The 25805-nt window shown below is 46.2% G+C and carries 24 protein-coding genes; 13 read left to right on the top strand and 11 right to left on the bottom strand.

Annotated features, from left to right (window positions below; genetic code table 11):
• Nucleotides 1–23 precede the first annotated feature (23 nt).
• Genes E5354_RS06965 through E5354_RS06940 form a run of 6 tightly spaced genes read left to right on the top strand, consistent with a single transcriptional unit; the run spans nucleotide 24 to nucleotide 8068 of the window.
• Nucleotides 24–2738: a DEAD/DEAH box helicase family protein gene (locus E5354_RS06965; protein WP_123394758.1), complete on the top strand. Its 2715-nt coding sequence runs from the start codon at nucleotides 24–26 to the stop codon at nucleotides 2736–2738.
• Nucleotides 2725–4695, top strand: a complete 1971-nt coding sequence (locus E5354_RS06960; protein ID WP_123394757.1) for a site-specific DNA-methyltransferase — start codon at nucleotides 2725–2727, stop codon at nucleotides 4693–4695. Before E5354_RS06965 ends, E5354_RS06960 begins: the two co-directional genes overlap by 14 nt.
• Before the next feature lie 9 nt (nucleotides 4696–4704).
• Entirely contained in the window at nucleotides 4705–5514 is an 810-nt protein-coding gene (locus E5354_RS06955; protein ID WP_123394756.1) for a hypothetical protein, read from the top strand.
• A gap of 57 nt (nucleotides 5515–5571) precedes the next feature.
• Nucleotides 5572–6900, top strand: coding sequence for a HEPN domain-containing protein (locus tag E5354_RS06950; protein ID WP_123394755.1), 1329 nt, complete (start codon nucleotides 5572–5574; stop codon nucleotides 6898–6900).
• A gap of 42 nt (nucleotides 6901–6942) precedes the next feature.
• The gene (locus E5354_RS06945; RefSeq protein ID WP_246863759.1) at nucleotides 6943–7554 is read left to right on the top strand and encodes an ATP-binding protein; all 612 of its coding nucleotides are present in this window, start codon (nucleotides 6943–6945) and stop codon (nucleotides 7552–7554) included.
• Nucleotides 7502–8068 (top strand): DUF6291 domain-containing protein, encoded by a 567-nt coding sequence (locus E5354_RS06940; RefSeq protein ID WP_135946885.1) that lies wholly within the window; start codon nucleotides 7502–7504, stop codon nucleotides 8066–8068. Before E5354_RS06945 ends, E5354_RS06940 begins: the two co-directional genes overlap by 53 nt.
• Here E5354_RS06940 and E5354_RS06935 read toward each other — a convergent pair whose 3' ends face one another.
• On the bottom strand, nucleotides 8069–8980 hold the full coding sequence (locus tag E5354_RS06935; RefSeq protein WP_135946884.1) for a helix-turn-helix domain-containing protein: 912 nt from the start codon (nucleotides 8978–8980) through the stop codon (nucleotides 8069–8071). It lies immediately after the preceding gene.
• A 209-nt stretch (nucleotides 8981–9189) separates the two neighbouring features.
• Here E5354_RS06935 and E5354_RS06930 point away from each other — a divergent pair, with 209 nt between their 5' ends.
• The 5 genes from E5354_RS06930 (at nucleotide 9190) to upp (ending at nucleotide 13332) form a co-directional block, all read left to right on the top strand.
• Nucleotides 9190–10212, top strand: coding sequence for a lysylphosphatidylglycerol synthase transmembrane domain-containing protein (locus tag E5354_RS06930; protein ID WP_135946883.1), 1023 nt, complete (start codon nucleotides 9190–9192; stop codon nucleotides 10210–10212).
• 13 nt (nucleotides 10213–10225) lie between these two features.
• Nucleotides 10226–10849 (top strand): hypothetical protein, encoded by a 624-nt coding sequence (locus E5354_RS06925; RefSeq protein ID WP_123394750.1) that lies wholly within the window; start codon nucleotides 10226–10228, stop codon nucleotides 10847–10849.
• Between the two features lie 80 nt (nucleotides 10850–10929).
• The gene (gene pfkA / locus E5354_RS06920; RefSeq protein ID WP_123394749.1) at nucleotides 10930–11910 is read left to right on the top strand and encodes a 6-phosphofructokinase; all 981 of its coding nucleotides are present in this window, start codon (nucleotides 10930–10932) and stop codon (nucleotides 11908–11910) included.
• Between the two features lie 115 nt (nucleotides 11911–12025).
• Nucleotides 12026–12646 (top strand): HAD family hydrolase, encoded by a 621-nt coding sequence (locus E5354_RS06915; protein ID WP_123394748.1) that lies wholly within the window; start codon nucleotides 12026–12028, stop codon nucleotides 12644–12646.
• A 32-nt stretch (nucleotides 12647–12678) separates the two neighbouring features.
• Entirely contained in the window at nucleotides 12679–13332 is a 654-nt protein-coding gene (gene upp / locus E5354_RS06910; protein WP_123394747.1) for a uracil phosphoribosyltransferase, read from the top strand.
• On the opposite strand, the gene E5354_RS06905 is transcribed toward upp, so the two are convergent.
• The 5 genes from E5354_RS06905 to E5354_RS06885 all read right to left on the bottom strand — a co-directional run bounded on the left by E5354_RS06905 (nucleotide 13314) and on the right by E5354_RS06885 (nucleotide 16955).
• Complete coding sequence (locus E5354_RS06905) at nucleotides 13314–13880, bottom strand: 4'-phosphopantetheinyl transferase family protein (protein WP_123394746.1); 567 nt, start codon at nucleotides 13878–13880, stop codon at nucleotides 13314–13316. The two genes, upp and E5354_RS06905, sit on opposite strands and share 19 nt — an antisense overlap.
• Nucleotides 13873–14487 (bottom strand): hypothetical protein, encoded by a 615-nt coding sequence (locus E5354_RS06900; RefSeq protein ID WP_135946882.1) that lies wholly within the window; start codon nucleotides 14485–14487, stop codon nucleotides 13873–13875. Before E5354_RS06900 ends, E5354_RS06905 begins: the two co-directional genes overlap by 8 nt.
• Entirely contained in the window at nucleotides 14474–15781 is a 1308-nt protein-coding gene (gldE, locus tag E5354_RS06895) for a gliding motility-associated protein GldE (protein WP_238337191.1), read from the bottom strand. The genes E5354_RS06900 and gldE overlap by 14 nt, the downstream gene beginning before the upstream one ends.
• 188 nt (nucleotides 15782–15969) lie before the next feature.
• Nucleotides 15970–16425, bottom strand: a complete 456-nt coding sequence (locus E5354_RS06890; protein WP_135946881.1) for a hypothetical protein — start codon at nucleotides 16423–16425, stop codon at nucleotides 15970–15972.
• Nucleotides 16426–16469: 44 nt separating this feature from the next.
• Complete coding sequence (locus tag E5354_RS06885; protein ID WP_123394742.1) at nucleotides 16470–16955, bottom strand: hypothetical protein; 486 nt, start codon at nucleotides 16953–16955, stop codon at nucleotides 16470–16472.
• Nucleotides 16956–17327: 372 nt separating this feature from the next.
• On the opposite strand from E5354_RS06885, the gene E5354_RS06880 reads away from it, so the two are divergent.
• Nucleotides 17328–20516, top strand: coding sequence for a toll/interleukin-1 receptor domain-containing protein (locus E5354_RS06880; RefSeq protein ID WP_123394741.1), 3189 nt, complete (start codon nucleotides 17328–17330; stop codon nucleotides 20514–20516).
• 16 nt (nucleotides 20517–20532) lie between these two features.
• The gene (locus E5354_RS06875; RefSeq protein ID WP_123394740.1) at nucleotides 20533–20961 is read left to right on the top strand and encodes a hypothetical protein; all 429 of its coding nucleotides are present in this window, start codon (nucleotides 20533–20535) and stop codon (nucleotides 20959–20961) included.
• A gap of 10 nt (nucleotides 20962–20971) precedes the next feature.
• On the opposite strand, the gene E5354_RS06870 is transcribed toward E5354_RS06875, so the two are convergent.
• The 5 genes from E5354_RS06870 to rsmA form a co-directional block, all read right to left on the bottom strand.
• Complete coding sequence (locus tag E5354_RS06870) at nucleotides 20972–21604, bottom strand: thiamine diphosphokinase (RefSeq protein WP_123395387.1); 633 nt, start codon at nucleotides 21602–21604, stop codon at nucleotides 20972–20974.
• Nucleotides 21568–22179, bottom strand: coding sequence for a nicotinamide riboside transporter PnuC (gene pnuC, locus E5354_RS06865; protein WP_135946880.1), 612 nt, complete (start codon nucleotides 22177–22179; stop codon nucleotides 21568–21570). Before pnuC ends, E5354_RS06870 begins: the two co-directional genes overlap by 37 nt.
• Nucleotides 22180–22240: 61 nt before the next feature.
• The gene (locus E5354_RS06860; protein WP_135946879.1) at nucleotides 22241–22822 is read right to left on the bottom strand and encodes a peptidylprolyl isomerase; all 582 of its coding nucleotides are present in this window, start codon (nucleotides 22820–22822) and stop codon (nucleotides 22241–22243) included.
• Nucleotides 22823–22896: 74 nt separating this feature from the next.
• Nucleotides 22897–24267 carry a magnesium transporter gene (mgtE, locus tag E5354_RS06855; protein WP_135946878.1) on the bottom strand — a complete coding sequence of 457 codons (1371 nt, stop codon included), beginning with the start codon at nucleotides 24265–24267 and terminating at the stop codon, nucleotides 22897–22899.
• A 3-nt stretch (nucleotides 24268–24270) separates the two neighbouring features.
• Nucleotides 24271–25065, bottom strand: coding sequence for a 16S rRNA (adenine(1518)-N(6)/adenine(1519)-N(6))-dimethyltransferase RsmA (gene rsmA, locus E5354_RS06850; RefSeq protein WP_135946877.1), 795 nt, complete (start codon nucleotides 25063–25065; stop codon nucleotides 24271–24273).
• Nucleotides 25066–25805 lie beyond the last annotated feature (740 nt).

Here is a 25805-nt window from a genome sequence, read left to right as displayed (position 1 = left end):
TCGTTTATTCTTTATAGTATCTTATGAAATTCAAACTTGAAAATCCTCAACACCAGATAACGGCCATACAAAGTGTGGCTGACATCTTTCGTGGCATGGAACGTAATACTTACGATAATGCCCATAATGAGGATATTCACATGAATGTATGCTCCTTATCAAGCCAACAAATACTTGATAACATACAAAGTATCATCCATGAGAATGGCGTTTCAGATACACAGGCATTTTTGGTAAATGAGAATGATGCTTGTATTGAAATGGAGACAGGCACGGGAAAGACGCTTACATATCTTCAAACTGCATATGAACTATTTAGGCAATATGGTCTAAGCAAATTTATTGTCCTTGTTCCTTCTGTCCCCATCCGCCAGGGCGTTATTGATACTTTTGAGAATTTCAAAGAACAACTATCGGATAAGTATGATGTAACCCCTGATGTATTTGTTTATGATAGTTCAAAAATAAGCTTACTTCACGATTTTATCACCTCTGACAATCTTCAGATTATGGTGCTTACAATGGCATCATTCAACTCTGAGAATAATATATTGAATCAGGTTGATCGTGAAGACATGTTCAACAATCTTCCACATCTTGAGTCTCTTGCTCAGACACATCCGATAATATTGATGGATGAGCCTCAGGAGGGTATGGATACTGACAATTCTAAACAATGGATAGCCAAACTCCAGCCTCTGTTTAAACTTCGTTATTCAGCTACCCATGCCGTTAAAAAGAATGTGCTGTACCAACTTACTCCGGCTGAAAGTTACCGACTCGGATTGGTAAAAAAGTTGGAAGTCTTAACCGTATCGGAAAGCAATGATGAGGCAACCTTGAAATTAGAGATTAGTCAGGTGCAATCAACAGCAACTCAGGTAAAGGTCAAGTTAAAACTATGGAAGCTGAATAAATCCAAAGGTCGCTTTGAGTTCAAAGAGTCTGGCTTGTTGAAAAAAGATGATAACCTTGCCGACAAATCCGGCAATGAGTCTTATCGAGACTATACCATAAGCCGCATCTATAAATCAATGACCGACCGTAAATGGCACGTTGTATTTACAAATGGGTCTGAAATTATTGAGGGTTCATCATCTTCAAATAAAGAACAAGTTTGGGCATTGCAGCTTGAATGGTTAATTCGACGCCATTTTGAGAATCGAAATAGGCTAAGACCGCAGGGCATTAAAAATCTATCATTGATATTCATTGATAGAGTTGCTAACTATATGAGTCCTGAACGACCGATAATAAAGCAACTTTTTGAGCAGAAGTATCGCCAAGTCTATGCTGAATTTAATGATGGCAAACAGCCGGCTGATTCCGATGTACTGGCTGCACAAGGTTTTTATTTTGCCAAGACCACACAAGGCGAATATACCGATAAAGAGGATGCTTGCAGAAAGAACAAAGAGATTTTTGATGAGATTCTGCATAACAAGCAGAGACTTCTTTCTTTTGAAAGTCCGATTGATTTTATCTTTTCCCATTCCGCTTTAGGTGTAGGCTGGGATAATCCCAACGTGTTTGGTATTGCAACGCTTAATGAAAGCTATTCTGAAAACAAAAAACGTCAGGAAATTGGCAGAGGACTTCGCATTTGCGTAAACCAAAGCGGAGAGCGTGTTTACGATAGTGCTGAAACGCCAGAAGAAGAGCAAATTAACCAACTCACAATTGTCCCAAATGAAACTTACGAGACTTTTGCTCGTAGCTATCAACAAGAATACGAGGAACAATATGGAATAGGAGGCAACATTCCAAAACCGAAACATACCCATAAGGGTAAACGGTTAAACCGTGTGACATTCAAATTAAAAAGAGATAAAACTTTCATGAGCGTGTTCCGTCGCTTTTGGAATGTCGTTGCGCAGAAAACCGTTTACCGAATCCACATGGACGAGGATGAGTTAATCAGAAGAAGTATAGAATCTCTGAATGAAATACGAATCAATGACTATATCCTTGAGGTCCAAAGCATGAGGATAACTGATATCAGTAATCTGAATAATGCCGAGTATTATGGTTCTGAATCTTATGCAGGTAGAGCAAGATTCAATCCTCATGATCTTGTTGAGGAAATCAGCGAAAAGACGGGACTCTGTTACACATCTGTCCTCAAGATTGTTGCTGGAATCAACAATCAGGGTCAATATATCAAGAATCCGCCTGTTTTCATGGAGCAGGCTGTCTTTAAGATTCGGCAGGTCCAGCTTGACGAATTGGTGCGTTGTATAGAATACACTCCTACCGGAAACATCTATGAGTTTAAGTTCGATGATTTTTCCAAAGACGGATGCGAAGATTGGATAGCCACTCCCAATCATGGAGTATGGGATAAGTCCCTTTATGACAGTCTATACGAGAAGGAATTTGCGAAAGAGGCAGACAAAATCACAAATACTGAAGTTCTGTGTTTTCTCAAATTCCCGTCATGGTATAAAATACCGACCCCTATAGGGAACTATGAACCTGATTTTGGGGTGGTTTTGCACAAAAGACTATTGAGCAGCCCTAATGAAGATAAAGAATATTATTTCGTTGTCGAGATAAAAGGCACAGATGATATTAATGACACGCGAGCTTTGACGCCCCATGAAATCGGACGTATAAAGTGTGCTGTCAAACATTTTAAATCACTCGGAATCGAGGCTTACTATAAAGCACCGATTAAAGAATATGATACTTTCAAGGCGCAAGCCAACCAGACAATAAACAACAATGGAAACATATAAAGACCACATCATACAGTCGCCAGACATCAATGCTGAACGTCTTGAAACATTACGCAAAATGTTTCCGGACTGGTTTACGCAAGAAGGTAAACTTGACCTCAATGAAGTCAAAAAGGCAGTAAATCCCGATAGCGTTGACGAGACAGAACGCTATGAATTCCGATGGTTTGGCAAATCGAAGGCCAAACGAAACGCCTTTATGCCTACTCGCGCTACACTGCATTATGATGAAGAACGCAGTGTAAATGCCGATACAACCAAAAATGTGGTAATTGAGGGAGATAATCTTGAAGTCTTAAAGATACTCACATCATCTTATCGTAATAAAATAAAAGTCATCTATATAGATCCTCCGTATAATGCAGATGCACTCACGGCATATAATGACAATTATTCAGAAAGTCGTACGCAATATTGGGAAGATGCCAATATTACTGAAGATGGCGTTCTCATTGACTCAATGTCCGTCCCAGAAGGAAGAAAACATAGTGTTTGGATGAGTGATATTTACTCGCGCCTACTAAAGGCGCGGGATTTACTTTCAGAAGATGGCATAATACTTATTTCGATTAATGATAAAGAGGTCGCGCATCTAAAAAAGATATGCGAAGAAGTCTTTATGCCAGAGAATTTTATTGCTCAATTCGTATGGATTACAGACGGGAACTTTGATAATCAAGCAAAAATCAAGAGTTGCCACGAGTATGTGTTGTTATACGCTAAGGATGCGAATAAATTTGACTTCCCAGACCTTGTGGATCCAAATGTCGGAGATGGGAGTAAACTAAATAACCAATTTATACGTAATACGATTGTAAAAAATGGTCCCAAAAATCCGATTCAGACTTTGACACTTAGAGCCGGTTTCCCTGCAGAAGTGGAAAATATGGTGTTTAAAGCTCAATCTAATCATTGGCCCCACCACGATGTAGATATAGTAGTAGAAAACTTTAAGGTCAAAAATGATGTCGAAATCACTAGTGGTTGGGCAGCCCGTGCGCAGCTTGACCAATTCATGAGTGAAGACAATAATTGGGAACCGGTTAAAGATACTAAAAATCAAAATACAAGATTCGTGCTGACCAATGCAGGAGGAATTGACTGTATTAAAGATAGAGGAATCAAGAGTCATGTCATTTCTGTCCTTCAAAACTTAGGAGGGACTCAGACTGCTACATCTGAACTCGAGAGTCTTGGTATTTATGGATTTCGATATCCCAAACCTACACAACTTTTAGAATATATACTAAAACTTAACAACAACAAAGATAGTATTATACTCGATTTTTATGCGGGTACTGGAACGACTGGTCATGCTGTAACTAATCTTAATCTTAGAGATGGTGGGTCAAGAGAGTTTATTCTTGTTCAGTTCCCAGTTGCCTTATCTCCTGAAAATAAAGAAGCTATTAATCGAGGATTCAAGAAAATCAGTGATATTACGATTGCACGAAACAAGGCTGTCGCAGAAAAGGTTAAAGCAGATTTTAATGGAAGGATTCTCACCACTGAAGATCAGCAACAGTTGAATCAACTCGGTTTCAAGGTATTTACTCTTGCAAAATCTTCTTTCCCCCGGACTGATTTTGCCCCCGACCCGGAGAAGTCAGAGGAAGAGAATCTTGAACTTTTCCGCAAATATGTTGCGGAAAAGGAGCAACAGCTCTCTATGGGTTTTGATGACCAAGAGCTAATCACAGAAATACTCATTTCCCGTGGATTTATGCTTACATACAAACTGGAATTGCAACCATCATTTACTGATAACACAGTATATCTCGCTACTGATAGCACAAAAGAAGCATATATCTGTGTTGACAACTCACTAAGTGATTCTACAGTTGACTACTTTATGCAGAACACCGACACCAAGTTCATCTGCATTGAGCGCGCCCTCAACTCTACCCAAAAGTTCAACCTCAAAAACCGAATGCAAGACAAGTTCTTCGCCTTCTAATTCGATAATATGGAAACAGCTATAATAACAATATTAACCACCGCAATTGGAGCTTTTATAGGAACTATGTACGGTTCCAAGAAACTCTATGAGTTTCAACAATCAGGAAAAATTGCCACTCGTAAAACTGCAATAAAAGCTATTGAATTATTAAAAAAATATGTTGGTCAACCATTCTCCAATGCCCAACACGATTTCAATACAACATTAAGTATATCAGAGAAACGTGCTGTAATAGTTGCGCTTCATAAACTTGGAGTACCTATAATAGTTCCAGCTTCATCATCTTTCCAGATATCGAATATTAAATTCTCAGATAGTACGATTTTGAACGAGGAAATGGATAGTATAATAGCTCAGTTGAATAAAGGCAACTGTGACTATTTATTCTATGAAGATGCAGAGAATCATTTTTCCTCTAATTTGCGATTGAATACATTACGTGAATTGGCAAAACGTTATGTCAATTGTGTGATGAAGCATAGTCGGTACATAAATGATAAAATTTCCGACCCTAATAACTGGATTTCATATTTTACTCCGGGAGAACTTCAGGCAATTTTAGTGTTTTATTTTAGGGTACACGATAATATGTTCTATGAAGATAATGGCAACTTGAAATCGGGTATAATTGAAAATCTAATAAACGAGATAGAAATAGGGTTATGGGATAACTGCCTATTTTGGGATTACGTTGCATATCAAAATATGCAAAATCAGAATATGCTTGTAAATCAAATGAGTCAGATGTTTTCTCCCGGTCAGCGGAATAATGAATGTTCGAGGGAAAAGGATTGTTTATCGGATGATTGTGGGTAAAGTGAATGTACATTAGAGTCATAAAATCGGAAAATTTAATATTTGAGATTTACTGAAATGACGGAACAAATTATAATTAAAGGGTATTGGTGGCTTCCTTCTTCTCCGGATACAGCTGTTGCCGGAATTTTGACATATACTCCCAACGAATCTATAGTTTTAGAACTGGTTGGGCAGCTTAAATCTGGAATCTCAGCAATGGAAGAGTTTATTAATCGCGAGGAAGAAGGTGTCATCTTCGGATATAGTTCCGATGCAAAAGATATCTCTCTTTTAAACTGCTATCCATCTGGAGGAAACCTAAATTTCAGTTGCAGATTCCCAATCCAACGTTATAGGTGTCAACATTTAATTATTGGGACTCACATTGAGACATTGGATAATCCTTTGTTCTTTAAGACACAAATAGAAATTCCTTATCTCAGTTTATGGGCAACACCGAATTCGATTGAAACTACCACGTTCTTTAATGAAAAGCAAATTGAAAAATATTGTATTTCTTTTAAACCAGAAGGATTTCATATTGATACTGTAGATATTGAAGAATACACATTATCCATTGATGGGGCTGTTAACTATAAAGGAGATTATTTTGAGCCAAAAATAAAACAAAAAACAGTGATTTCATTGACCAACAAATCTGACTATTCTTTAAGAGATGTTCTTGGAAAGATTTTCCTATTTGAACAATTCCTGTCATTTGCTGCTTTAAAGCCTGTCGAAAGTAGCAAAATTGTTTTATATGATAAATCAAAATATCAGCAGTTAGAAAATGGAACGAAACATTTCTTTCCAATACAATACATACGCGTATACCATGGCACAGAAATTAAAGATGAACAAAATATAACAAAAAGATGGTCATTTCTTTTCTCGTATGATACCATAAAAACTGAATTCAAAACAATTCTAAAAAAATGGTATAGTGAACAGGCGGATATTGCACCCATACGTCATCATTTGATTGAGTGTGTTAGTCAAAAAGGAACATTTTCTAGTGTAGACTTCCTTGTTATTATTCAAGCGATAGAAGGTTTTTGGTGGAGATTTAGAGATGATGATTATAAGTTGGAGAATCATATTCCAAGTAGAAGGCAAACCCATTTAAACACCATATTGGAATCATTGATAAACGAATTTAACGGAATAGCGATTCTCAAACTAGATGAGATTAATATTCAGGAAATCGTAGACTCTAGACATTATTTTTCTCATTTTGTCCCTAAAGATAAAAAGCCATTTGCAAAAGATGGATTAGAGTTATATCTTTTAACAAGCAGAATTAGGAAATTGCTGATTTGTTGCTTATTAAATTTTATCGGTTTCTCAAATAATCAAATAGAGGATATCGTCAAAAAAAGTGATAGTAAGTTTCTTCACGATTAATCCACAATTGATTAATTCATTTTAAGTCAATACGAGATGTCTATGTATAAAGAGGTTTTCCAAACAATTACTAATCATTCAGAGAGTGAAGTAGTTGAGTTCAAGAAGGCGGAGAACAACTTCGACTTTGATGACTTGGGCAAGTATTTCTCGGCGTTGAGCAATGAGGCGAATCTTCGCAAACTCGATTTCGCGTGGCTGATTTTTGGCTATGATGAAAAAAGGCATGAGATTGTCGGCACGTCATATAAAAACGGCGAAGGGGCTCTCAACAATCTCAAGCACGATTTCTCTCAGCATACCACCGATGGACAGACTTTCCGCGAGATTATCCCGATTGAGGTAGATGGAAAGCGAATACTGATGTTCAAGATTCCGGCCTCGCCACGAAATATCGTGATGAAATGGAAGGGAATCGCATACGGTCGTGACGGAGAAAGCCTCAAACCGCTTAATCAGTCCAAGCAGGATGAAATACGTCGGCAGAGGGATGTGCAACCCGGGATATGCCGACGGGCATTACATGTGCGAAATCGCTTCGCGACATTATGGGGTGAAATCGGGGGTTTCGGCGTACTATATTTGCAGGAAAAAAGTAACTATGGAAAATACATCGAAAGTACAGAGCCGCCGAGGCCGGGGATTAAAGTTTGATCAGGAGTGGAAGGATGCAGTCGACCGCCTTCCCAAGCATTACCGCGACGAGATATGCGCCGCAATCGAGGCCTATCAGCGCGACCTGACGGTAATTGAAGTTTCGGAGGGCGTTCCCCGCGCCATCTTCATGCTCATCATGCCCACGATACGCCGCCGCTATCGTGCCCGTGAGCTTCGCCGCCTCGCCCGCGAGCGCAAGGCCGCATCACAATCCCGCCGCCAGGAGGCCGAGCAAAGGCCCTCGATAGTCCGCAACATTTCGGCGCAGCCCAGCCCCGCAATGCAACCTAAGCCCGCAGTGCAGTCTGACCCTGTGAAAGTGGTTAAGCAACCGGAATCGGCATCTCCTGCCCCGGCAACGGTGCCAAGCGGCCGACAGCCCGCTCCGGTGGCCGAGCCTGCGCCTGCCGCAGTCAATGTCCCTGCTGCCGGCCAACCGGGCAAAAGCACGCTTGAAAAGCTCATCGCCCACAGGTCGCGCCGCCGCAACCGCCATCGCCGCCGCCACTAATCAGGAGCGTTGGAATTCCGAAGGCGACATGCCGGTGAGGTGCTTGAAGTATTTACCAAACGATGACTGGTTGGTAAAGTTGAGCTCGTAGGCTATCTGCTGGATGTTTTTGCCTGAGAACCGGAGCAGATTTTTGGCTTCAAGTATCACATACTCGTCGATCCATTCGGCTGCGCTGCGACCGGTCGATTCCTTGATTATCAGCGACAGATATTTCGGAGAGATGTAAAGCTTGTCGGCATAGAATCCCACCGAACGCTCCCGCCCGTGGTGTCGGTTGACAAGAGTCATAAAATCGTGGACATAACTCACACGGCGAGAACGCGAGTGAGAATCGGGTTCCTCCTCGGTTTCGTTCTTGCGCTTTGACACGGCTTCCATAATCTGATAAACGAGTGCGGCCACAAGATTGCGGGCAATGCTCTTTACGTATAGACTTTTTTCGTCCTCCGAAGCATTCAGGTGCAGCAGTTCAAGATAGCGTCGCACGAGTTCGGTTTCCTTATCGGAAAGCTTTATTACCGGCTTATGATGCGACATCAGCACACTTGCATTAATCACGTTCATGTCGAGGTTTATGTCGCGGATGAAATCGCGTGACATAAACAGGACGTATGCTTCAAGGTGTGACCAGTCAATCTCACCCATTCTCACGATGCTGTCGGGATGTATCGATATTATCGATGCCGGACTTACCTCCAGCATCTCAAGATTGACCTCTATAGACTTAAATCCTTCAAGGGCCAGCACCAATGTCATGCCGTTGAAACGCCACGGACTCTCATAGTTCAACGCCGGATGCGTGCCCGGCTTCAACCGTGAAAACACGTAATCGCGGCCGAAACTGCTGTAGTCTGATGAAAAATTGGCAATATGCTTAATGTGGTCGAGCTCGATTGATTGTTCTTTCATGTCAGTTTTTATCCTTTGATTCCACAAAAATAAGATATTTCATAAAATCATCATAATATTTACCTATTATTCGACCTTTATGCCAACAAATAGAAACAATCATCCATTTCGTTGCCCAAATTAGGCTTGGCTATGTTGTGACGGTGTAATTTAATTGTGCTATCTTTGCATCACTAAAGTGAGTCTTTCAACCTACATTTTTCAACAACGTGGAAAAGAAAAAATCAATGGACCTGCTTCGCAACCTGTTCAAGTACGGATTGCCTATAGTGCTGAGCGCATGGTTATGCTACTACCTTTACACAAAGGTCGACATCGAAGCCATGAAGGAGGAGATAAGCAAATGCAACTACATCTGGATAGGTATAGCTCTCGTAATCAGCATATTTTCCCACATTTTCCGAGCCATGCGCTGGAGCATACAGCTTAATGCGCTCAACATAAGGACTCCGCTGAATCCTCTCGTGTGGAGTATATTCGGCACCTACGCCATAAACCTGATATTTCCGCGTCTTGGCGAACTGTGGCGCTCGATCTACATCGCAAAAAGACAAGACTCGCAATTCACCACCGTGTTTGGCTCAATGGTGTGTGACCGACTTGCCGACACCGTGACCGTGCTGCTGCTCACAGTGAGCACATTCTTCATCGCCAACAGCGCGTTTATCGCTTTCGGCGAAAAATATCCTGAAACCTATCAGGGCATTCTCAACACAATCAGTTCGCCGTGGGTGTGGGGCGTAGTCGTAGTGGGCGCGCTCCTGCTTGTGTGGCTATTCACAAGCCGCACCACCAACAAATGGGTGCTGAAGGTGCGCAAGGCAGTGGCCGACCTTTGGGAAGGATTTGCCGTCATAGGTCGCATGCCTCACAAGGGCCGCTGGCTCCTCTACACCGTAGCCATCTGGGGCTGCTACTTCATGCAGCTCTATCTTGCATTCTTCGCTTTCCCCTTCACCGAGCATCTCGGCATCGTGGCCGCTCTCGTGACATTCGTGCTTTCGAGCGTATCTATGGGCATCCCCAGCAACGGCGGACTCGGCCCCTGGCACATTGCCGTCATTTTCTCGCTCGGCATCTACGGCGTGGGCATGAATCAGGCTGCGGCATTCGCCATGATAGTGTGGGGCGCACAGACATGCCTGCTTGTGTTGCTCGGACTATATGCATTCATCGGCATAGCCCTCGACAAGCGCAGCGTCACCTCAAAGCAACAACAATCAATCAACTAAAGCTCCCTATAACATGGACTTCGACAACAAGCCCGATTACTTCATGGCCGACGACGATGATAACAAGCAGTCGACGCAGCCTTCAACGATCAACTTCGACAACGACATTAACGCCAAGACTGAAGCCAACGAGCCACAGCAGCCCGCACGCGAGGAGAAGCCGCATCGCCGTCGCCGCGCGTGGAAACGCATATTCTGGTGGTCGGTGGTCATTATCGCGCTTGTGCTCGCCGCCGCTACATGGATACGCTACTTCAATCCATACGTTACCGATGCCACCGAGCGAGGCTATATAGTGTCGATGGAGCGCAGGGGAATCGTGTTCAAGACCTGGGAGGGACAGATGATTGTGCAGAGTGCGCTTACCGACTCGACGCGACTCTATTCACGTGACTTCATCTTCTCGGTCGACAATCCCGAACTGGCAAAAATGCTCGTAGATGTCAAGGGTACCGGCCGTCAGGTCAATGTCACCTATAAACGCTATTGGGGATCGCTCCCCTGGCGCGGTGCCACATGCTGCATCATCACCGCTGTGGAACCTGTAGCAACAACCAAGGCCGCCGAGGCCTCAACGCCGGCCGACAACATGAACAACGGTGACGCCGACGCAGAGAGCCCCGTAAATAAAATTTAGGATTTCATTTATTGCATATCACACTCCTATTAAGTATCTTTGCGCCGTGACGCTTGTTCATTTTATTAATAATAATATATATGCCAGCAATTAAGACTATTGGTATTCTCACCTCGGGAGGCGACGCTCCCGGAATGAACGCCGCAATTCGTGCGGTAACCCGCTCGGCAATATTCAGCGGTTTCAAGGTAAAAGGCATCTACCGCGGCTATCGCGGCCTTATAACCAACGAGATAGTTGAATTCAAGACCCAAAACGTATCGAATATCATTCAGATGGGCGGCACAATCCTGAAAACCGCCCGTTGTAAAGAGTTTGAAACAGCAGAAGGACGACAGCTTGCTTACGACACAATACGCCAGCACGGCATCGACGCTCTTGTTGTGATAGGCGGCGACGGCTCGCTTACAGGAGCGCGCATATTCGCTTCCGAATTCAATTTCCCCATCATCGGTCTTCCCGGTACAATTGACAACGACCTGTTTGGTACCGACAAGACCATAGGCTACGACACAGCCCTCAACACCATCATGGAGTGTGTCGACAAGATACGTGACACCGCAACGAGCCATGAGCGACTCTTCTTTATCGAAGTTATGGGCCGCGACGCAGGCTTCCTTGCCCTTAACGGTGCCATAGCCGCCGGAGCCGAAGCAGCTATAATCCCCGAAATATCGACCGAGGTCGACCAGTTGGCCGAACTTATCCAGAACGGATTCCGCAAGAGCAAAAACTCATCGATCGTGCTCGTAGCCGAAAGCCCCGTCACCGGCGGTGCAATGGCTCTCGCCGAACGCGTGAAGAACGAGTATCCCGGCTATGATGTAAGAGTGTCGATACTCGGACATCTGCAGCGCGGTGGTTCACCCACGGCAAGCGACCGCATCCTTGCGTCGCGCCTCGGTTCAGCCGCCATCGACGCTCTCCTTGAGGATCAGCGCAACGTGATGATCGGTATATCCAACGACCAGATTGTCTACGTTCCGTTCTCAAAGGCCATCAAGAATGACAAGCCCATCAACCGCGACCTGCTCAACACACTTCGCCGCTTGTCGATATAATAAGCCAATTAAAATTTTTACGGAATCCGGCCTCTCACTGAACTGAGTTGCCGGATTCTGCATTTTCGGGCATTTAATGCGATGCCGTAATGATAAAATTTAGTAAGTTTGTGACATGATAAAGAATTTGCTTTTCGACCTCGGCGGTGTCATCATGGACATACGCCGACAAAACTGCGAGGCAGCTTTCCGTCGGCTCGGAATGAACGACATAGACCGCTTTCTGGGCGACTACGGCCAGAAGGGCCCATTCCTGAAACTTGAGGAGGGTAAAATAACTGAAGAGGAGTTTCGCGAGGAGGTGCGCCGTCACATTCCCGAGGATGTCGACGATGCCGCAATCGACAACGCATTCAACCAATTTCTGGTGGGAATACCCTTGCGCCGACTGCAAGAGCTGCGCAAACTCCGTGAGCGCTTCGGAATATACCTGCTCTCCAACACCAACTCAATCATGTGGAATTCGCGCATCGCCGAGGAGTTCCGCCAGGAGGGACTGCAACTGCACGACTACTTCGACGGCACCGTCACCTCATTTGAGGAGAAGTGCATAAAGCCCGATGCCGAAATATTTGAGCGTGTCGTGAGCAAATTGGGCATACAGCCTGAGGAAACCCTGTTTTTCGACGATTCGCAGGCCAATGTCGATGCTGCGGCCGCATTGGGATTCAATATAATGCACGTGGCTCCCGGCAAGGAGTTCTACGACCTTATCGCCGAGAAGGGCCTCTCATAACAACATAACACCGTCACTAAACAATAACAACCATGAAGATAGTAAACTTCGACGACAATCATTCGGTCATCAGTCAATACATGATGGAGCTGCGTAATGTCGACATTCAGCACGACATGCTCCGATTCCGCCGCAATCTTGAAAGAATAGGCGAGATTATGGCCTACGAAATAAGCAAGACATTCAATTACCGTCAGGTCGAAATAACGACACCGCTCGACACCGCAACCTGCAATGTAATTGCCGACAAAGTTGTGCTCGGCACGATATTCCGCGCAGGAGTGCCTTTTCATCTCGGCTTCCTGAACACACTCGATCAGGCCGAAAACGCTTTTGTGTCGGCTTATCGCAAATATAAGGAGAAAGAGAACTTCGATGTGTTCATTGAATACATAGCATCGCCGCGCCTTGACGGGAAGACGCTCATACTTGCCGATCCCATGCTCGCCACCGGCGCATCGATGGAGCTGAGCTACCGGGCGTTGCTTACAAAGGGTGAGCCCGAAAAGATTCACATAGCATCGGTGATCGCCTCACAGGTTGCGATAGACTATATACGCGAACGATTTCCCGATGACAAGACCACGGTGTGGGTGGGCGCAATAGACCCCGAAATAAATTCCCACAGCTACATTGTGCCGGGACTCGGTGATGCCGGCGATCTTGCCTACGGAATAAAGGAGTGAGCGCAGGGAATGGCAATGCTGAGCCGTCGACCTCGCCAGTCAACCGACATGACCTTGAACCGCTTGACACCCGACGGAGTGTCGACTTCGCCCGTGTCGCTTTCAGGCAACGGAAGCCTCACACCGTTGGCAAAATTCACACCGCTTACTCCGGCGGCCTTGTAAAGGGCCTCCTTGACGGTCCATGCGGTAAGCAGTTGGCAGGGAGCGGTGCATCGCTCCATTTCAGCCGGTGAAAGATATTTTTTAGCGACCTTCTTCAAGGCGTCGCGAAACTCCTCGATGTCGATGCCGATGCGCTGCGAATCGGTATTGACAGCAACCGCCGCGACTCCGCGACAGTGGGAAACCGATATTTCCACATTGCATCCCTCGACCACGGGTGAACCGTCGGGGCGATGCGACAAAACGGCATTGTCGCCGAAAACCGACTCAACAATCTCCCTTACGGCCCGCTTTTCGCCTTCGCGCTGACCGCTGCACCTGTCGCCCACGGCAAATTCCAGCAGGTAGACCCTGCATCCGGCAAGTTCAAGGGTATCAATCATCACGTGACAGCCTCCGCGCCGCCATCAGGATGTCGTTGTAGACGGCTTCGACAATAGGAGCCGTTTCTTCCGCCGACCTGTCGTTGCCTTTAATCTCCAGGGCACCGCTGAGCACAAATGCAACGCTGTCGGTAGCCATCCACTGCAGCGGAGTCACGACAGCGGCAGGAGCCTTGACGATAAGGGATGTCACGCCCGACTGCGAGGTTGTTGCGGTAACATCGGCATGATGTTCGCCAACGTTCATGTCCATGCGCTCCCGGCGGTTGTCGAGCACCCGGGCTGCTGTGCCACGGTTGACAGGCGTATAGGTGAGGTGCAGGACGGCGTTGTAACGCGGATAGGTGACATCGAGCCATTGCGAGCCGTCGTCATCGCGTTGTCCGTCGACCGAAGCGTTGAAGTTTATCCATAAGTTCAAAGGGAAAGAGTTGACGCGGGCGTAGACCGTGTCGTAACACTCGATGCGGGGGTAGGCCGTGCGCCGCGGGGCGGGGGAGCTGTTGTCGGAGCGGCCACACTCCATTCCAAGCACGGAAACGGCCGTGACAAGCAGTACTGCCGCATAGCTTATGACGCGACTGCGGCGTAGATCACTTTTCAGCATAGTCCTCGACAGGCATTACCTTGACTCTTACGCTTGCTATGCGATGACGCTCTATTGTCAACACGAGGAATCGGCAGCGGCCGTAGACAATCGACTCCTTGCTTTTGGGGAAGTCACCCTTTATGGCAAGCAACATTCCGGCAAGGGTGTCGCAATCCTCGGTTACGGCGGCATAATCCTCCTCGTCAAGGTCGGTGATACGGAAAAAGTCGGTGAGCAGTGTCTTGCCCTCAAACACGTAGGTGTCGTCGGGAAGCTTACGGTAGGTAATCTCTTCTTCGTCGTACTCGTCGTTGATGTCGCCCACAATCTCTTCAAGTACATCCTCAAGGGTCACAAGGCCCTGGGTGCCTCCGTACTCATCGACCACGATAGCCATGTGGATGCGTCGACGGCGGAAGTCCTCAAGGAGGTCGTCGATCATGCGCGATTCGGGCACGAAGTAGGTTTCACGCACAAGTTTCTGCCATTCGAAGTTCTCGGTCTTGCGTCCGATATAGGGAAGCAGGTCGCGGCTGTAGAGCACGCCTTTAATGTTGTCCTCGGTGTCGGCGTAGACGGGAAGTCGGGAGAATCCGCTTGAGAGCACCACATCCATAACCTCTTCAAATGTGGAAGTGATGTCGATGTCGGTCATATCGACGCGCGGTGTCATGATTTCGGAAGCTGTAGTGTCGCCGAACTTGAGAATGCCTTCAAGCATCTCCTTTTCGTCGGGCGCTTTTACATCGGTTATTTCAAGAGCTTGGGTGAGGTCGTCGGTAGATATGTTCTCGGCCTTTTTTGTGACCACGCGGTTTACGATAGTAGAGCTCTTGACGAGCATCGACGAGAGCGGCGAGAACGTTTTGACCATAGCTCCGATTCCGCCTACGGCCATTTTCGCCCACTGAAGGGTGTAGTTGTTGGCATAAAGTTTCGGCAGAATCTCGCCGAAGAGCAAAATCAGGAATGTAAGTACTACGGTCTGGAATACAAAACTTAGGACTCCGCTATGAAATATGAAAATGCGGTTCATGGCGAAGTTACACAGAATAACAATCGTCACATTGACGAGATTGTTGGCTATGAGAATAGTAGCAAGAAGTCTTTCCGGAGCCGAGAGCAGTTTTCTTATAGATGCTCCTTTGGGTGACTCATCAAGTTCCTCACACTGTGAGGGGGTGAGTGAAAAATACGCAATTTCGCTACCTGAAACAAATCCGGAAACCACAAGGGCTATGGCGGCGCACACGAGTGCGACTATGCAGCCTGCAGATGGGGGAACTACGGTAACAAGTTGTTCAGCAGCCATTATCATCGCTACCAAAGGCGATGTGGCTGGCAAGGGGTCAGTGTCCAAGTCGTTATAAATTAGTTAAACAAAAACGACGCTCCTGCGCCGATGCTATTATAAAGCTCTGCAAATTTACGTAAAATTTTTCAACTCACCACCCTTTGTAGCAATAATTTATTGTCGAACCGGCTCTTATGCAGGCGTCATCACCAACCCGTCACACGGGGCGTGCCGCTGATGCGCAGGAGCGACGACTTCACGCCGTCGATATGGGTGTCAGACTCCACTCTATAGCCGTCGGCTGCAAGGGTGTTATCGACCCCGGCGAAGCAGAGGTGAAGCGCGTAAGCGGCCACTGCATGCTCCAATGCGCGGCGCAATGCCGAAGCCGCCGAGATGTTGCGTGGCATCACCACAAATTCAGCATACTCTTCGTTGTCGAGAGTGACATCGGCCAAATTGTCGGCAAGACGCAGTGCCATAAGAGCGCAGGCATCGGCTATTACGGGAGCGAGGGCCTTGTCATGGTTGCTCAGCAGCATGGGCGGCAACTGCTCGTCGATTCGCGAGAAGTAGCTTCGCAAGGCCGAAGCGGCGTGAATTTCCTTAGCAATTTCATCGTAACTAAGTCGTAGTGAAACTGTTGAAATAGTCGTTTTCATGGGTGTGTGTTTGATTGATTTATAAAATATTAAATTTTAGAGTGTTAATCGGATTGTCGTGTGTGGCGGATGTGGCGCGGACTGCGGCGGAACGGATTTCCTCCGTCGTGCCATGAGAGCAGGTTGGGCTTCAGTGCGAGCCGGCTGCTGCGGTTGCGTCGCTGAAGCAATCGCAGCGCATAGCCGTCGGAGATAAAGAACCGCGATGCATGCTCGTTCGCGGTTACCTCGGTAACCGCTTTTATCAATGGCATAGATGGATTTTCGCGCCTCAGCCGTGTCACTTTAGAGGCTATCTCAAGCCACATTTCACGCGCAAGCCTCCTGCTTGGCAATTTACCATGGTTGAGGTAGCTTGACATGATTCGGAATGCATAATCGGGTGAAACATAGTAACTCGGTGCCGGAGATGTGATGGCCGATGCCACTATAGCCCTCATGCATGGCCTCGAATCGCATGAACAGTGTGACAGAACAGATTGACAAGCTTCGATGAAGTCTTTGTCACGGGATGTAATGTTTGGTTTCATATAAGAACTATAATGTGGTATTGTGGTTGCAAATATACAATACTACATGGGTAAAATGCAACAACAGCAATGCTAATTATTGTTAATATCGTGATGTTGTTTTCAATTGCGAGTATTGTTCCGCGTCACGATTACGGCAGATAAAAAATTACCGGAAACTAAAAATTTCTCATTGAGGCATTTGCAATGGTTAATTAATATCTAAATATGACATGAAATAGTTTGAATTTATAAACGGATTAGTTATATTTGAATCAGAAAAGCATCTTTGTCGTAACAAACCGTTTGTCGGCAGGGCTTTGCCGCTTTTTCTCGAAATATTTCAGCTGCATTTGCAGCCTTTATAAACTTTTCTCACATAGGCCAATCATTATGAGCGATGTATTCATAAGCTATTCGCGCAAGGATTCCGAAATAGTAGACCGCATAGAGCAGGAGTTGGATAAATACGGCATAACGAGTTTTATCGACCGCTCGGCAATCGATTTAGGCGATGACTTTGCTGAAGTCATTGCAAAAGCTTTGTTTGAATGTCAGATAGTACTGTTTGTATGGTCGGAAAATTCAAATCAATCGGAGAATACCGCCAATGAGATAGCATTGGCCATTGACTTTGAAAAGACCATAGTGTCGTTTAAGATAGGCACGTTCAAGTCGGATTATAAACTGGCTTATCGGTTAGTGAGGTTCAACCGCATTGACGCTGTGCCATTCAATGAAGATAAAATAGTTGAGCTTGGCAAGAAACTGTCGCAACAACTTGGTAAAAAGCTAAAGGATAAGTCGGAGGACAAGAAGGCCGATAATGTTCAGGAGCGCGACAATGTAAAACCGTCCATTGATAAGAGTGTGCATAAAAATGCTGATGAGTCGAAATATGAATCGTCCTATAAATTCGGCAAGAGCGCTCTTTTGGAATTCGATTTGCCATCGGCATTTTCCGATCTTCTGGAACCCGCATTGAACGACTACAAGGATTCGCGGGAATTGATTGCCGGAATAGTAGATTACCGATCTCGAATATGGAGCATTCCCGATGCGGAGTTTGACTACGTTAAGGAGCAGGCCGATAATGGTAATTCATACGCGGCATTCATCATGTCGTGCTATTATAAGAATAAGCACGTTGACAACGAAAAGTCATATAAATACGCTAAAGAGTCATCGGAAAAGAATGATTCATTCGGCATATACTCCCTGTGCAAATGCTATGCTATAGGCATTGGAGTGGAGAAGGATCTCCCCACTTATCTATCGCTGTTGAAAAGATCGATAAAGGCGGGAAATAATAGAGCAATTCTTTATTTTGCAAAGGAAACATTATTTGGATGGTCGACAAGACCGAATCCGTTAAAGGGAATAGAATTGCTGAAAAAGGCCGTTGAAACCAATATCCCTGAGGCATATTCGGTTATGGGTCAAATGTATTGGGAAGGGAATCATATACTTCAAGATATGGATAAGGCTGTTGAATGCTATAACAAAGCAATATCATTGGGATATATGGAAGCATACGATGATATGTCCAAACTGTATATGTATGAGCCAAATACATTTAAAACAAAAGATCCTCAAAAAGGTATCGAGTGGCTGATGAAAGGAGCCGAATATGGAGAGCCATCATGCTTGTCGGCCATTGCATTATGTTATTATTTTGGTACCGGTGTAGCCCAGAATTATTCAAATGCGTTGAAATGGTTCCTCAAAGCTGCCGGTGCGGGAGATGGATTTTCTTGCTATATCATTGGGGTCATGTACTATTATGGCGAAGGTGTAGATGAGGATGATAAACTTGCATGGGATTGGTTTAAGCGTGGAGCGGCAATGTTTCAATCCAATTGTTTTTATATGCTCGGTGTAATGTGTCGTGACTCAAACTCACCTGAGGGCAAAAATGAAGATTGTATAAAATATTTTGAAGAATCCGCCGATTTGGCAGGCGGTGGCAGAAATGATTCGTTGTTGGGGTTATATGAAATATTCCGTACCAAAGAGCTGGAGGATTACATTATACTGAAAGACAGCAGCAATTTTCAGGAATACAGTTGGGCTCAAAAAGATGACAAAAGAGCGATGAAATACCTTAAACGTGCTGCCGAGAATGAAGATGCCGTAGCAATGTTAAAGTATGGAGTCATTCTTACGGATATCGAACTGCCGTTTTCCAATGAAATTGCCGGCCTTAAATATCTTGAAAAGGCATTGGATGCCGGTAAAATAGAGGCGGCTATAAGACTCGGGTATCTCTATGCCAACGGTATCGGAGTTCCCATAAAAATTGAAAAAGCTAAAGAGTACTATAAACAGGCGATTGACGGAGGAGCAGGGCCGGTTGCCGATTTGGAATACGGTAAGCTTATAAAGAGCCAATATGATGACGATAAAGCGGATGAAAAGATTCTTGAGGAGGCCAACGTTTACTTGAAACGTGCCGCCGAGGCCGAATTAAAAGAGGCATACGAGCCTTACTACAGTTCGTTAATGCTTATAAATATGGGGGACGATTTAAGTACATCGCCCAACCATATAGAGGCATTTAGATATTTGAATAAAGCTGTTGAATCGGTAAACTCAGTACAGAACTTAATCGATATGGGAGTTTTCCATCAAATGGGAGTAGGAACAAAGAAAGACATTCCCGAGGCTATAAAATGGTATAAAAAGGCTTCGCTACGCAATGACAAAGTTTCTCCTTATAATCTCGGCGAAATATACTTTGAAGAAAAAGATAAAGGCATAGGAAATCTGTCGGCAGCTGTATATTGGTACGGAATTGCCCAGAAGCGTAAAAACGAGTCAGCTCACGAAAAATTGGAAATAGCTGATAATGAACGTAAGGAACGAATCAAGGAGATTGAAGATAATATCGATGTTTCACGCCTTGACGAGTATGTAAAGCTGATGATACCTTTGGAGATTTACGACGAAGAAGAGGTTGACTCTTATTTGCAGGACTTCTATAGTGTGTGTCGTCGCCGAACTTGCTATTTGCCTATGCTGAATAATATTGCGGCCGAATACATCGAATGCAAGTATTTGCCTAAAAATCTTAATGATTTGTTTGTCGACTGGATGAATGGTGTTGAATCGGCTGAGGCATTGGGCATTCAATGCGACAGGGTGATTAATGAGAAGGAGGATATATTCCCTTATTGCAGCATGGGTATCGGACAGAAATTTGCGGAAGAAGCTTCATTATTGTGGCTCAGAATAAAAGCTAAATATCCTGATAAATTTTCGGATGCGACAATTCTTGACCAAGAGCGACTATTGGACATTGCAGAGCGTGAGGATGATTTGAATTTGCAGACAGTGTTAATATCGATAGTTTCGGTATCGTTATCGGTTGAATCGGCTTTTAATACGAATCTAAAACTTGTGTCGGAGATATCCAATAACGAGTCACTTCAATCGTGGGGCGATGCGTTCTATTCAGGTACCGATGATTTAGTGCGCAGCTATGCAATGGCAAAGCAATTGTACCAACAGGTTGACAGCGCGATAGCAAAAGAGCGTATAGAAGCTATAGATAATAATTTCAAGCTTTATTTAAAAGATTAAATAGGATAGAATATATATGAAACTAAAGTATCTGATTGTGCTTTTGTGTGTGATGACGGCATTTGTCACGATGTCGTGCTCCGACGATGAGGATGAGTTTACATGGCATGAATATAAGTTACCGGTAAGTGCTTCGGAGCTGAACTGCCCGATTGACGAGCCTGTCTTGGTCAACGACCAGGCGGAGTTGACCCGGATAGTGGGGGAATCGGCAAATCCAACCAAGGTGGACTTCAACAAGCACACACTGCTGATAGTGAAATCGACAATATACTATGGTATCAAGAAACTAAACTACGGATTGAGTTACAGCAACGGGAAGTACATTCTTAATATACTTGTAAGAAGAGATATTACTGCAGTTGTTACCGACATAGCCGAGGCTTATGTGATACCCAAGACCTACGATGAATCAAGCATCGAGCTTGTCATCAATGTTGATTAGTGTAGAGTGATTATTTTTCGTAGTTTATGAATACGAGGTAGTCGCCGTCGGCTTCTATTGAGAAGTCGTCGTTGACGGTGTCGTTGAGTGTGCCCTGCCACCAGCTTGTAAAGTCGTGGAGTGGATAGCGCAATCCTTCGGCGCGGAATTTCGTTGCTCCAAAGCTGAATATTGACACTCGCGTGCCTGCGGGACACCGGAATGAAGCGTTCCCGGAAACGGGGATGAATACGCCATAGTCGGTATAGATGCGCGCGTCGATGCCCTGCCTCATGTAGTCGATGAGCAGGCTGATGTTGCCGAGGGTGTGATCCTCCCTCATGCCGGTGGCGGCTATGATGGCAATGTGGTTGTAGCCTTTTCCGTGCAGATATAGGGCTGCCTTGGTCTGGTCGTTGGTTTCCTGGTCGGCAAATCGTCTTATAATCGGGGCATGGCGCAGGCTATTTTCGGGCGACAAAGAGTCGCAGTCGCCTACGATGCGCCATATAGGCATGCCGGTTTCCAGATATCGGTCGGCCGCTCCGTCGCAGCACACGACCCGTTGGCATCCCTCAAGCCATTTAAGAGGTATGGGATGGCTCGGGAACTCGCCGGCTCCTACAATTACGGCTTCGGGCTTGAAGTCATTGACTGACAGCATTGATTCGTTTTTGCAAGTTGTAACCATTTTCTATAACCGAATATTGCGATGACAGCATATACCGCATACAGTGCGGCTGTGAAATAGAGGCTTTTATATACGTACAGGCCGCTGCTTACTATGTCGATCAATATCCACACGAGCCACTGCTCGGCATACTTCTTGGCAAGCATCCACATAGCGACGATGCTCAGTGCTGTAGTGAAGCTGTCGGCCCAGGGCACATTACTGTCGGTAAATTCTATCAGAATCAGGGCTATAGCCACAAAGAGAACCAAGAATACAACCGCCAGCCTCGGGTAGAGATGAACCGGAGTGCGCCTTACGGGAAGCTCAGGCTCCTTGCCCTTATCGGTGGCGGGGGAGCTTTTAAGCCAGCACGCCAGTCCGTAGAACGAAGCTAAAAGATAGTACACGTTTATACCGAAGTCGGCATAAAGTCCGGCCCGGTAGTAGACAACAAGATAGACAGCCGGCATGATTATGCCGGCTGTCCATAGCCATATACTTGCTTTATATTCCAGGTATAGATAGGCAACGCCTATTGCCGTGCCTACTATCTCAAGATAATCCATAGAAGCTGTGGCAATTGATCAGAACCATGTTTCGATGGATTGAAAACCAATTACAGGGAGCTTACTTGCAGCATCCGTCGCCACAACCGTGGTCGCCGCAACCATCACCGCATCCGTCGCCACAACCGTGGTCGCCGCAACCGCATCCACCACAACCGTGAGCCGGCTGCAGCTCTTCGGGAGTTGCTTCGCGTACTACACCGATCTTGCCTACAAAGCGGGTGTCCTTGCCAGCAAGAGGATGATTGAAGTCCATTACCACCTCCTTGTCGGTGATTTCAATCACCTTGCCGTCGATGCGATATCCGTCGGCTGTCATCATAGGCACTGTGGCACCTACCTTTACAAGCTCGGAGTCAAACTTTCCGTCGACCTCAAACAGCTCCTTCTCAAGGTGAGCCACCTGCTCGGGGTCGTGAGCTCCGAATCCTTCGGCTGCCGATACCTTGACATCAAATGCGTCGCCTGTTGTCAAGCCTTCGATGGCCTTTTCAAGCGGAACAATGACACCGCGAGTAACGCCGAATATTATCTTCTCGGGAGCTTCGGCATCAACCTGATGAACAAGCTTCTCGCCGTCGGGCTCCACTACGTAGAGGTCATATACCATCTCGACATATTTGCCGGGTTCAATCTTTTCCATAATTTATTCAGTTTTTATAGTGTGATATACTTAATTGTAATATAAGTTAATAACAAAAATCGAGCCAAAAAGGATTAAACGGCGGTTCCGAATGCCGCAAGCAGTGCCGAGCTTATCGACATGTAGATGACCATGCCGATAATGTCGTTGGTAATCGATATGAAGGGCCCTGTGGCAAGCGCCGGGTCGATCTTGAACCGCTCAAGAGTCAACGGGACGAATGTGCCGAAAATCGATGCAAACACCACCACCGCAAATAGCGACAACGATACTGCAACCGTGGTGACCTGCGAAGGGCCGAGCGTAAACACATTGTAGATAAACACCAGCAGCGAGATGATGCATCCGTTGAGCAATCCCACTCCGAGTTCCTTAAAGAGCTGCTTGGTCGAGCTCTTGATGTCGAGCGAGCCGTTGGCAAGTCCCTGGACAATGATTGCCGACGACTGTATACCCACGTTTCCTCCGGTGCCGCCGATGAGGGGGATGAACAGCGCCATGGCGGGGTTGACGGCAAATCCGCTTTCGAAATGTCCGAGGATAAGAGAGTTCCCGATTCCGCCGAGCATTCCTATCAGCAGCCAGGGGAGTCGGGCGCGTGTCTGATGGAAAAGCGTGTCGTCGCTCTCCACATCGCCCGAAAGACCTGATGCCAACTGGTAGTCACGTTCGCTCTGTTCACGCGCTTCGTCCATGACGTCGTCGACTGTAATCTGCCCCACGAGTCGCCCTATGGAGTCGACCACGGGCATTGCCACAAGGTTGTACTTCTCGAAGTCGAGCGTAAGGTCGTCGATGGGCGTGTCGGTCTTCACCGATACGGGGTCGGTTTCCATAACGTGTTTTATCTTGGACACCGACGGGTGGGTTATCATCTTTTTCAGCGGGAACACACCGCGCAGCTTGTAGTCGTTGTCGACCACATACACGTAGTAGATTTCATCGAGATCTTCGGCCTGCTTGCGCATCTCCTGCACGCATTGCGGCATACTCCAGTTCTCGTTCACGACAATCATCTCGGTGCCCATAAGACCACCGGCCGTGTCCTCGTCATATTTCAAGAGGTCGATGATGTCGCCGGCCTGTTCCACATCGTCGATGTGTGACAAAATTTCGTCACGGTCCTCCTCGTCGAGCTCCTGGATAATGTCGACGGCGTCGTCGGTGTCGAGGTGGTCGATAACCTGTCGGGCAATGTCCTCGGCTGGCATTGCGCTCAACAGCTTGTGACGGTCGTCCTCGTCAAGCTCCATGAGCACATCGGCCTTGGTTTCATCATCAAGGAGTCTGTAAAGGAATTCAGCCTCCTCGAGATCGAGGTCCTGATATAGCTCGGCAATGTCGGCCGGATGCAGATCGGCCAACTCCTTTCGAGCCTCCGCCTCGTCGTGCTCGCTAATGATGTACTTCAGGCGGTCAAGATATTCGGGGTTAAACTCTTTCATCGTTTATTTTTCAACGCCACCGCGAATAGCCGTGACGACATTGGTGAGATTGATAAATTCCTGCACGCTCAGTTGCTCGGGTCGCTGTCCCCACACCGGCAGGTCGGGCAGCACGCATCCGGGCGGCAAAAGTCCGCGTATGGAGTTGCGCAGTGTCTTGCGACGCTGTCCGAAGGTTGTCTTGACGATAGTGCGGAACAGCTTCTCGTCACAGCCGAGCTGCGTGACATCGTTGCGCTTCATCCTGATGACGCCCGACTTCACCTTGGGCGGAGGATTGAACACATTTTCATTGACAGTAAACAGATACTCGATATCGTACCATGCCTGAAGCAGTACGCTCAATATGCCGTAGACTTTGGAGCCGGGAGCGGCGGCGAGTCGCTCGGCGACCTCCTTCTGCAACATCCCCGAGCAGCAGGGTATGAGATCCTTGTAGTCGAGGACCTTGAAAAATATCTGCGATGATATGTTGTAGGGGTAGTTGCCTATGACGCAGAATTGCCGGTCGCCCATCACCTTGGCAAGGTCCATCTTCAGGAAATCGTCGCCAAGTATGCGACCGTGAAGCGATGGAAAATTCTGATTCAGGTAGTCGACGCTCTCTTCGTCGATTTCAACCACGGTCACATCGTGTCCGTAGTCCAGAAGATACTTGGTGAGGACACCCATTCCGGGGCCCACTTCAAGCACGGGCATTCCCTTGTAGTCGTCAAGTGTCGCGGCTATGCGAGCGGCAATCGTTTCATCGGTCAGGAAGTGCTGACCCAAGGCCTTCTTTGGTTTTACTTTATTCATTGGCGCCACGATATTACTACGTTATATTAACATACAAACTTAGCCAGAATTTTTGACATTTTTATGCTGCTATGACTAAAAAAATGCTCACCGGTGCATTTTGGTTCTCGCAAAAGAGGCAATATGACCGGATAATGCCGGCTTTAGAGCCGGTTCGACAATAAATGTTAACGGAAGGGTCGCATAGTGCGGAGCGATTTTTGGTCTGCGAGGAAGGAGTGTACCGGATGTACACGACTGACAAACAGTCCGAAAAGCGCCCGCAATATGCGAGGCGATGGTAATTTCGGTTCAAACAAAAGGGGAAAAGGTTTGATTTGTGTTATATCTCAGTAACATAAATCATTGGCTCCATGAAAATAAAGTTTAAGCATTGCCGGCGGAAGCGCATCCGTAAGTTTTTGTCAGGCTTCCATGGAAAGGAACGGACAGACCTCTATAAGATGTTCACGGCTATTGCATATCTGGTTTACACCGGATGTCAGTGGAAGATGCTGCCCAGATATTTGATGGGACGAAAGTTACCTTCGCCTCGGCCACTCGTTGGCGCTTTTCTTTAGCTCTTTCGGTCACGATGGAGCCCCATCGCTTCCTCAAGAGCTAAAGAAAAATCACTCAACAATTGACCGCCCTGCCGTTAACATTTATTGTCGAACCGGCTCTTACATTACAAAACGCTCCGTGATGCATTGTCGATGGCTGCATCACGGAGCGTTTCGCAAAAATTAAACATGAATAAC

Origin of the sequence: Muribaculum sp. NM65_B17 (assembly GCF_004793735.1) — a bacterium.
GTDB lineage: Bacteria > Bacteroidota > Bacteroidia > Bacteroidales > Muribaculaceae > Muribaculum > Muribaculum gordoncarteri.
The sequence above is the reverse complement of the archived record's forward strand: the minus strand, read 5'-3'. Positions and strand labels throughout refer to the sequence as shown.

Bases quoted from the DNA above. Each gene is read 5' to 3' on its own strand.
- E5354_RS06965 (WP_123394758.1), top strand. From the start codon at position 24: ATGAAATTCAAACTTGAAAATCCTCAACACCAGATAACGGCCATACAA.
- E5354_RS06960 (WP_123394757.1), top strand. From the start codon at position 2,725: ATGGAAACATATAAAGACCACATCATACAGTCGCCAGACATCAATGCT.
- E5354_RS06955 (WP_123394756.1), top strand. From the start codon at position 4,705: ATGGAAACAGCTATAATAACAATATTAACCACCGCAATTGGAGCTTTT.
- E5354_RS06950 (WP_123394755.1), top strand. From the start codon at position 5,572: ATGACGGAACAAATTATAATTAAAGGGTATTGGTGGCTTCCTTCTTCT.
- E5354_RS06945 (WP_246863759.1), top strand. From the start codon at position 6,943: ATGTATAAAGAGGTTTTCCAAACAATTACTAATCATTCAGAGAGTGAA.
- E5354_RS06940 (WP_135946885.1), top strand. From the start codon at position 7,502: ATGGAAAATACATCGAAAGTACAGAGCCGCCGAGGCCGGGGATTAAAG.
- E5354_RS06935 (WP_135946884.1), bottom strand. From the start codon at position 8,980: ATGAAAGAACAATCAATCGAGCTCGACCACATTAAGCATATTGCCAAT.
- E5354_RS06925 (WP_123394750.1), top strand. From the start codon at position 10,226: ATGGACTTCGACAACAAGCCCGATTACTTCATGGCCGACGACGATGAT.
- pfkA (WP_123394749.1), top strand. From the start codon at position 10,930: ATGCCAGCAATTAAGACTATTGGTATTCTCACCTCGGGAGGCGACGCT.
- E5354_RS06915 (WP_123394748.1), top strand. From the start codon at position 12,026: ATGATAAAGAATTTGCTTTTCGACCTCGGCGGTGTCATCATGGACATA.
- upp (WP_123394747.1), top strand. From the start codon at position 12,679: ATGAAGATAGTAAACTTCGACGACAATCATTCGGTCATCAGTCAATAC.
- E5354_RS06905 (WP_123394746.1), bottom strand. From the start codon at position 13,880: ATGATTGATACCCTTGAACTTGCCGGATGCAGGGTCTACCTGCTGGAA.
- E5354_RS06900 (WP_135946882.1), bottom strand. From the start codon at position 14,487: ATGCTGAAAAGTGATCTACGCCGCAGTCGCGTCATAAGCTATGCGGCA.
- gldE (WP_238337191.1), bottom strand. From the start codon at position 15,781: ATGGCTGCTGAACAACTTGTTACCGTAGTTCCCCCATCTGCAGGCTGC.
- E5354_RS06890 (WP_135946881.1), bottom strand. From the start codon at position 16,425: ATGAAAACGACTATTTCAACAGTTTCACTACGACTTAGTTACGATGAA.
- E5354_RS06885 (WP_123394742.1), bottom strand. From the start codon at position 16,955: ATGAAACCAAACATTACATCCCGTGACAAAGACTTCATCGAAGCTTGT.
- E5354_RS06880 (WP_123394741.1), top strand. From the start codon at position 17,328: ATGAGCGATGTATTCATAAGCTATTCGCGCAAGGATTCCGAAATAGTA.
- E5354_RS06875 (WP_123394740.1), top strand. From the start codon at position 20,533: ATGAAACTAAAGTATCTGATTGTGCTTTTGTGTGTGATGACGGCATTT.
- E5354_RS06870 (WP_123395387.1), bottom strand. From the start codon at position 21,604: ATGCTGTCAGTCAATGACTTCAAGCCCGAAGCCGTAATTGTAGGAGCC.
- pnuC (WP_135946880.1), bottom strand. From the start codon at position 22,179: ATGGATTATCTTGAGATAGTAGGCACGGCAATAGGCGTTGCCTATCTA.
- E5354_RS06860 (WP_135946879.1), bottom strand. From the start codon at position 22,822: ATGGAAAAGATTGAACCCGGCAAATATGTCGAGATGGTATATGACCTC.
- mgtE (WP_135946878.1), bottom strand. From the start codon at position 24,267: ATGAAAGAGTTTAACCCCGAATATCTTGACCGCCTGAAGTACATCATT.
- rsmA (WP_135946877.1), bottom strand. From the start codon at position 25,065: ATGAATAAAGTAAAACCAAAGAAGGCCTTGGGTCAGCACTTCCTGACC.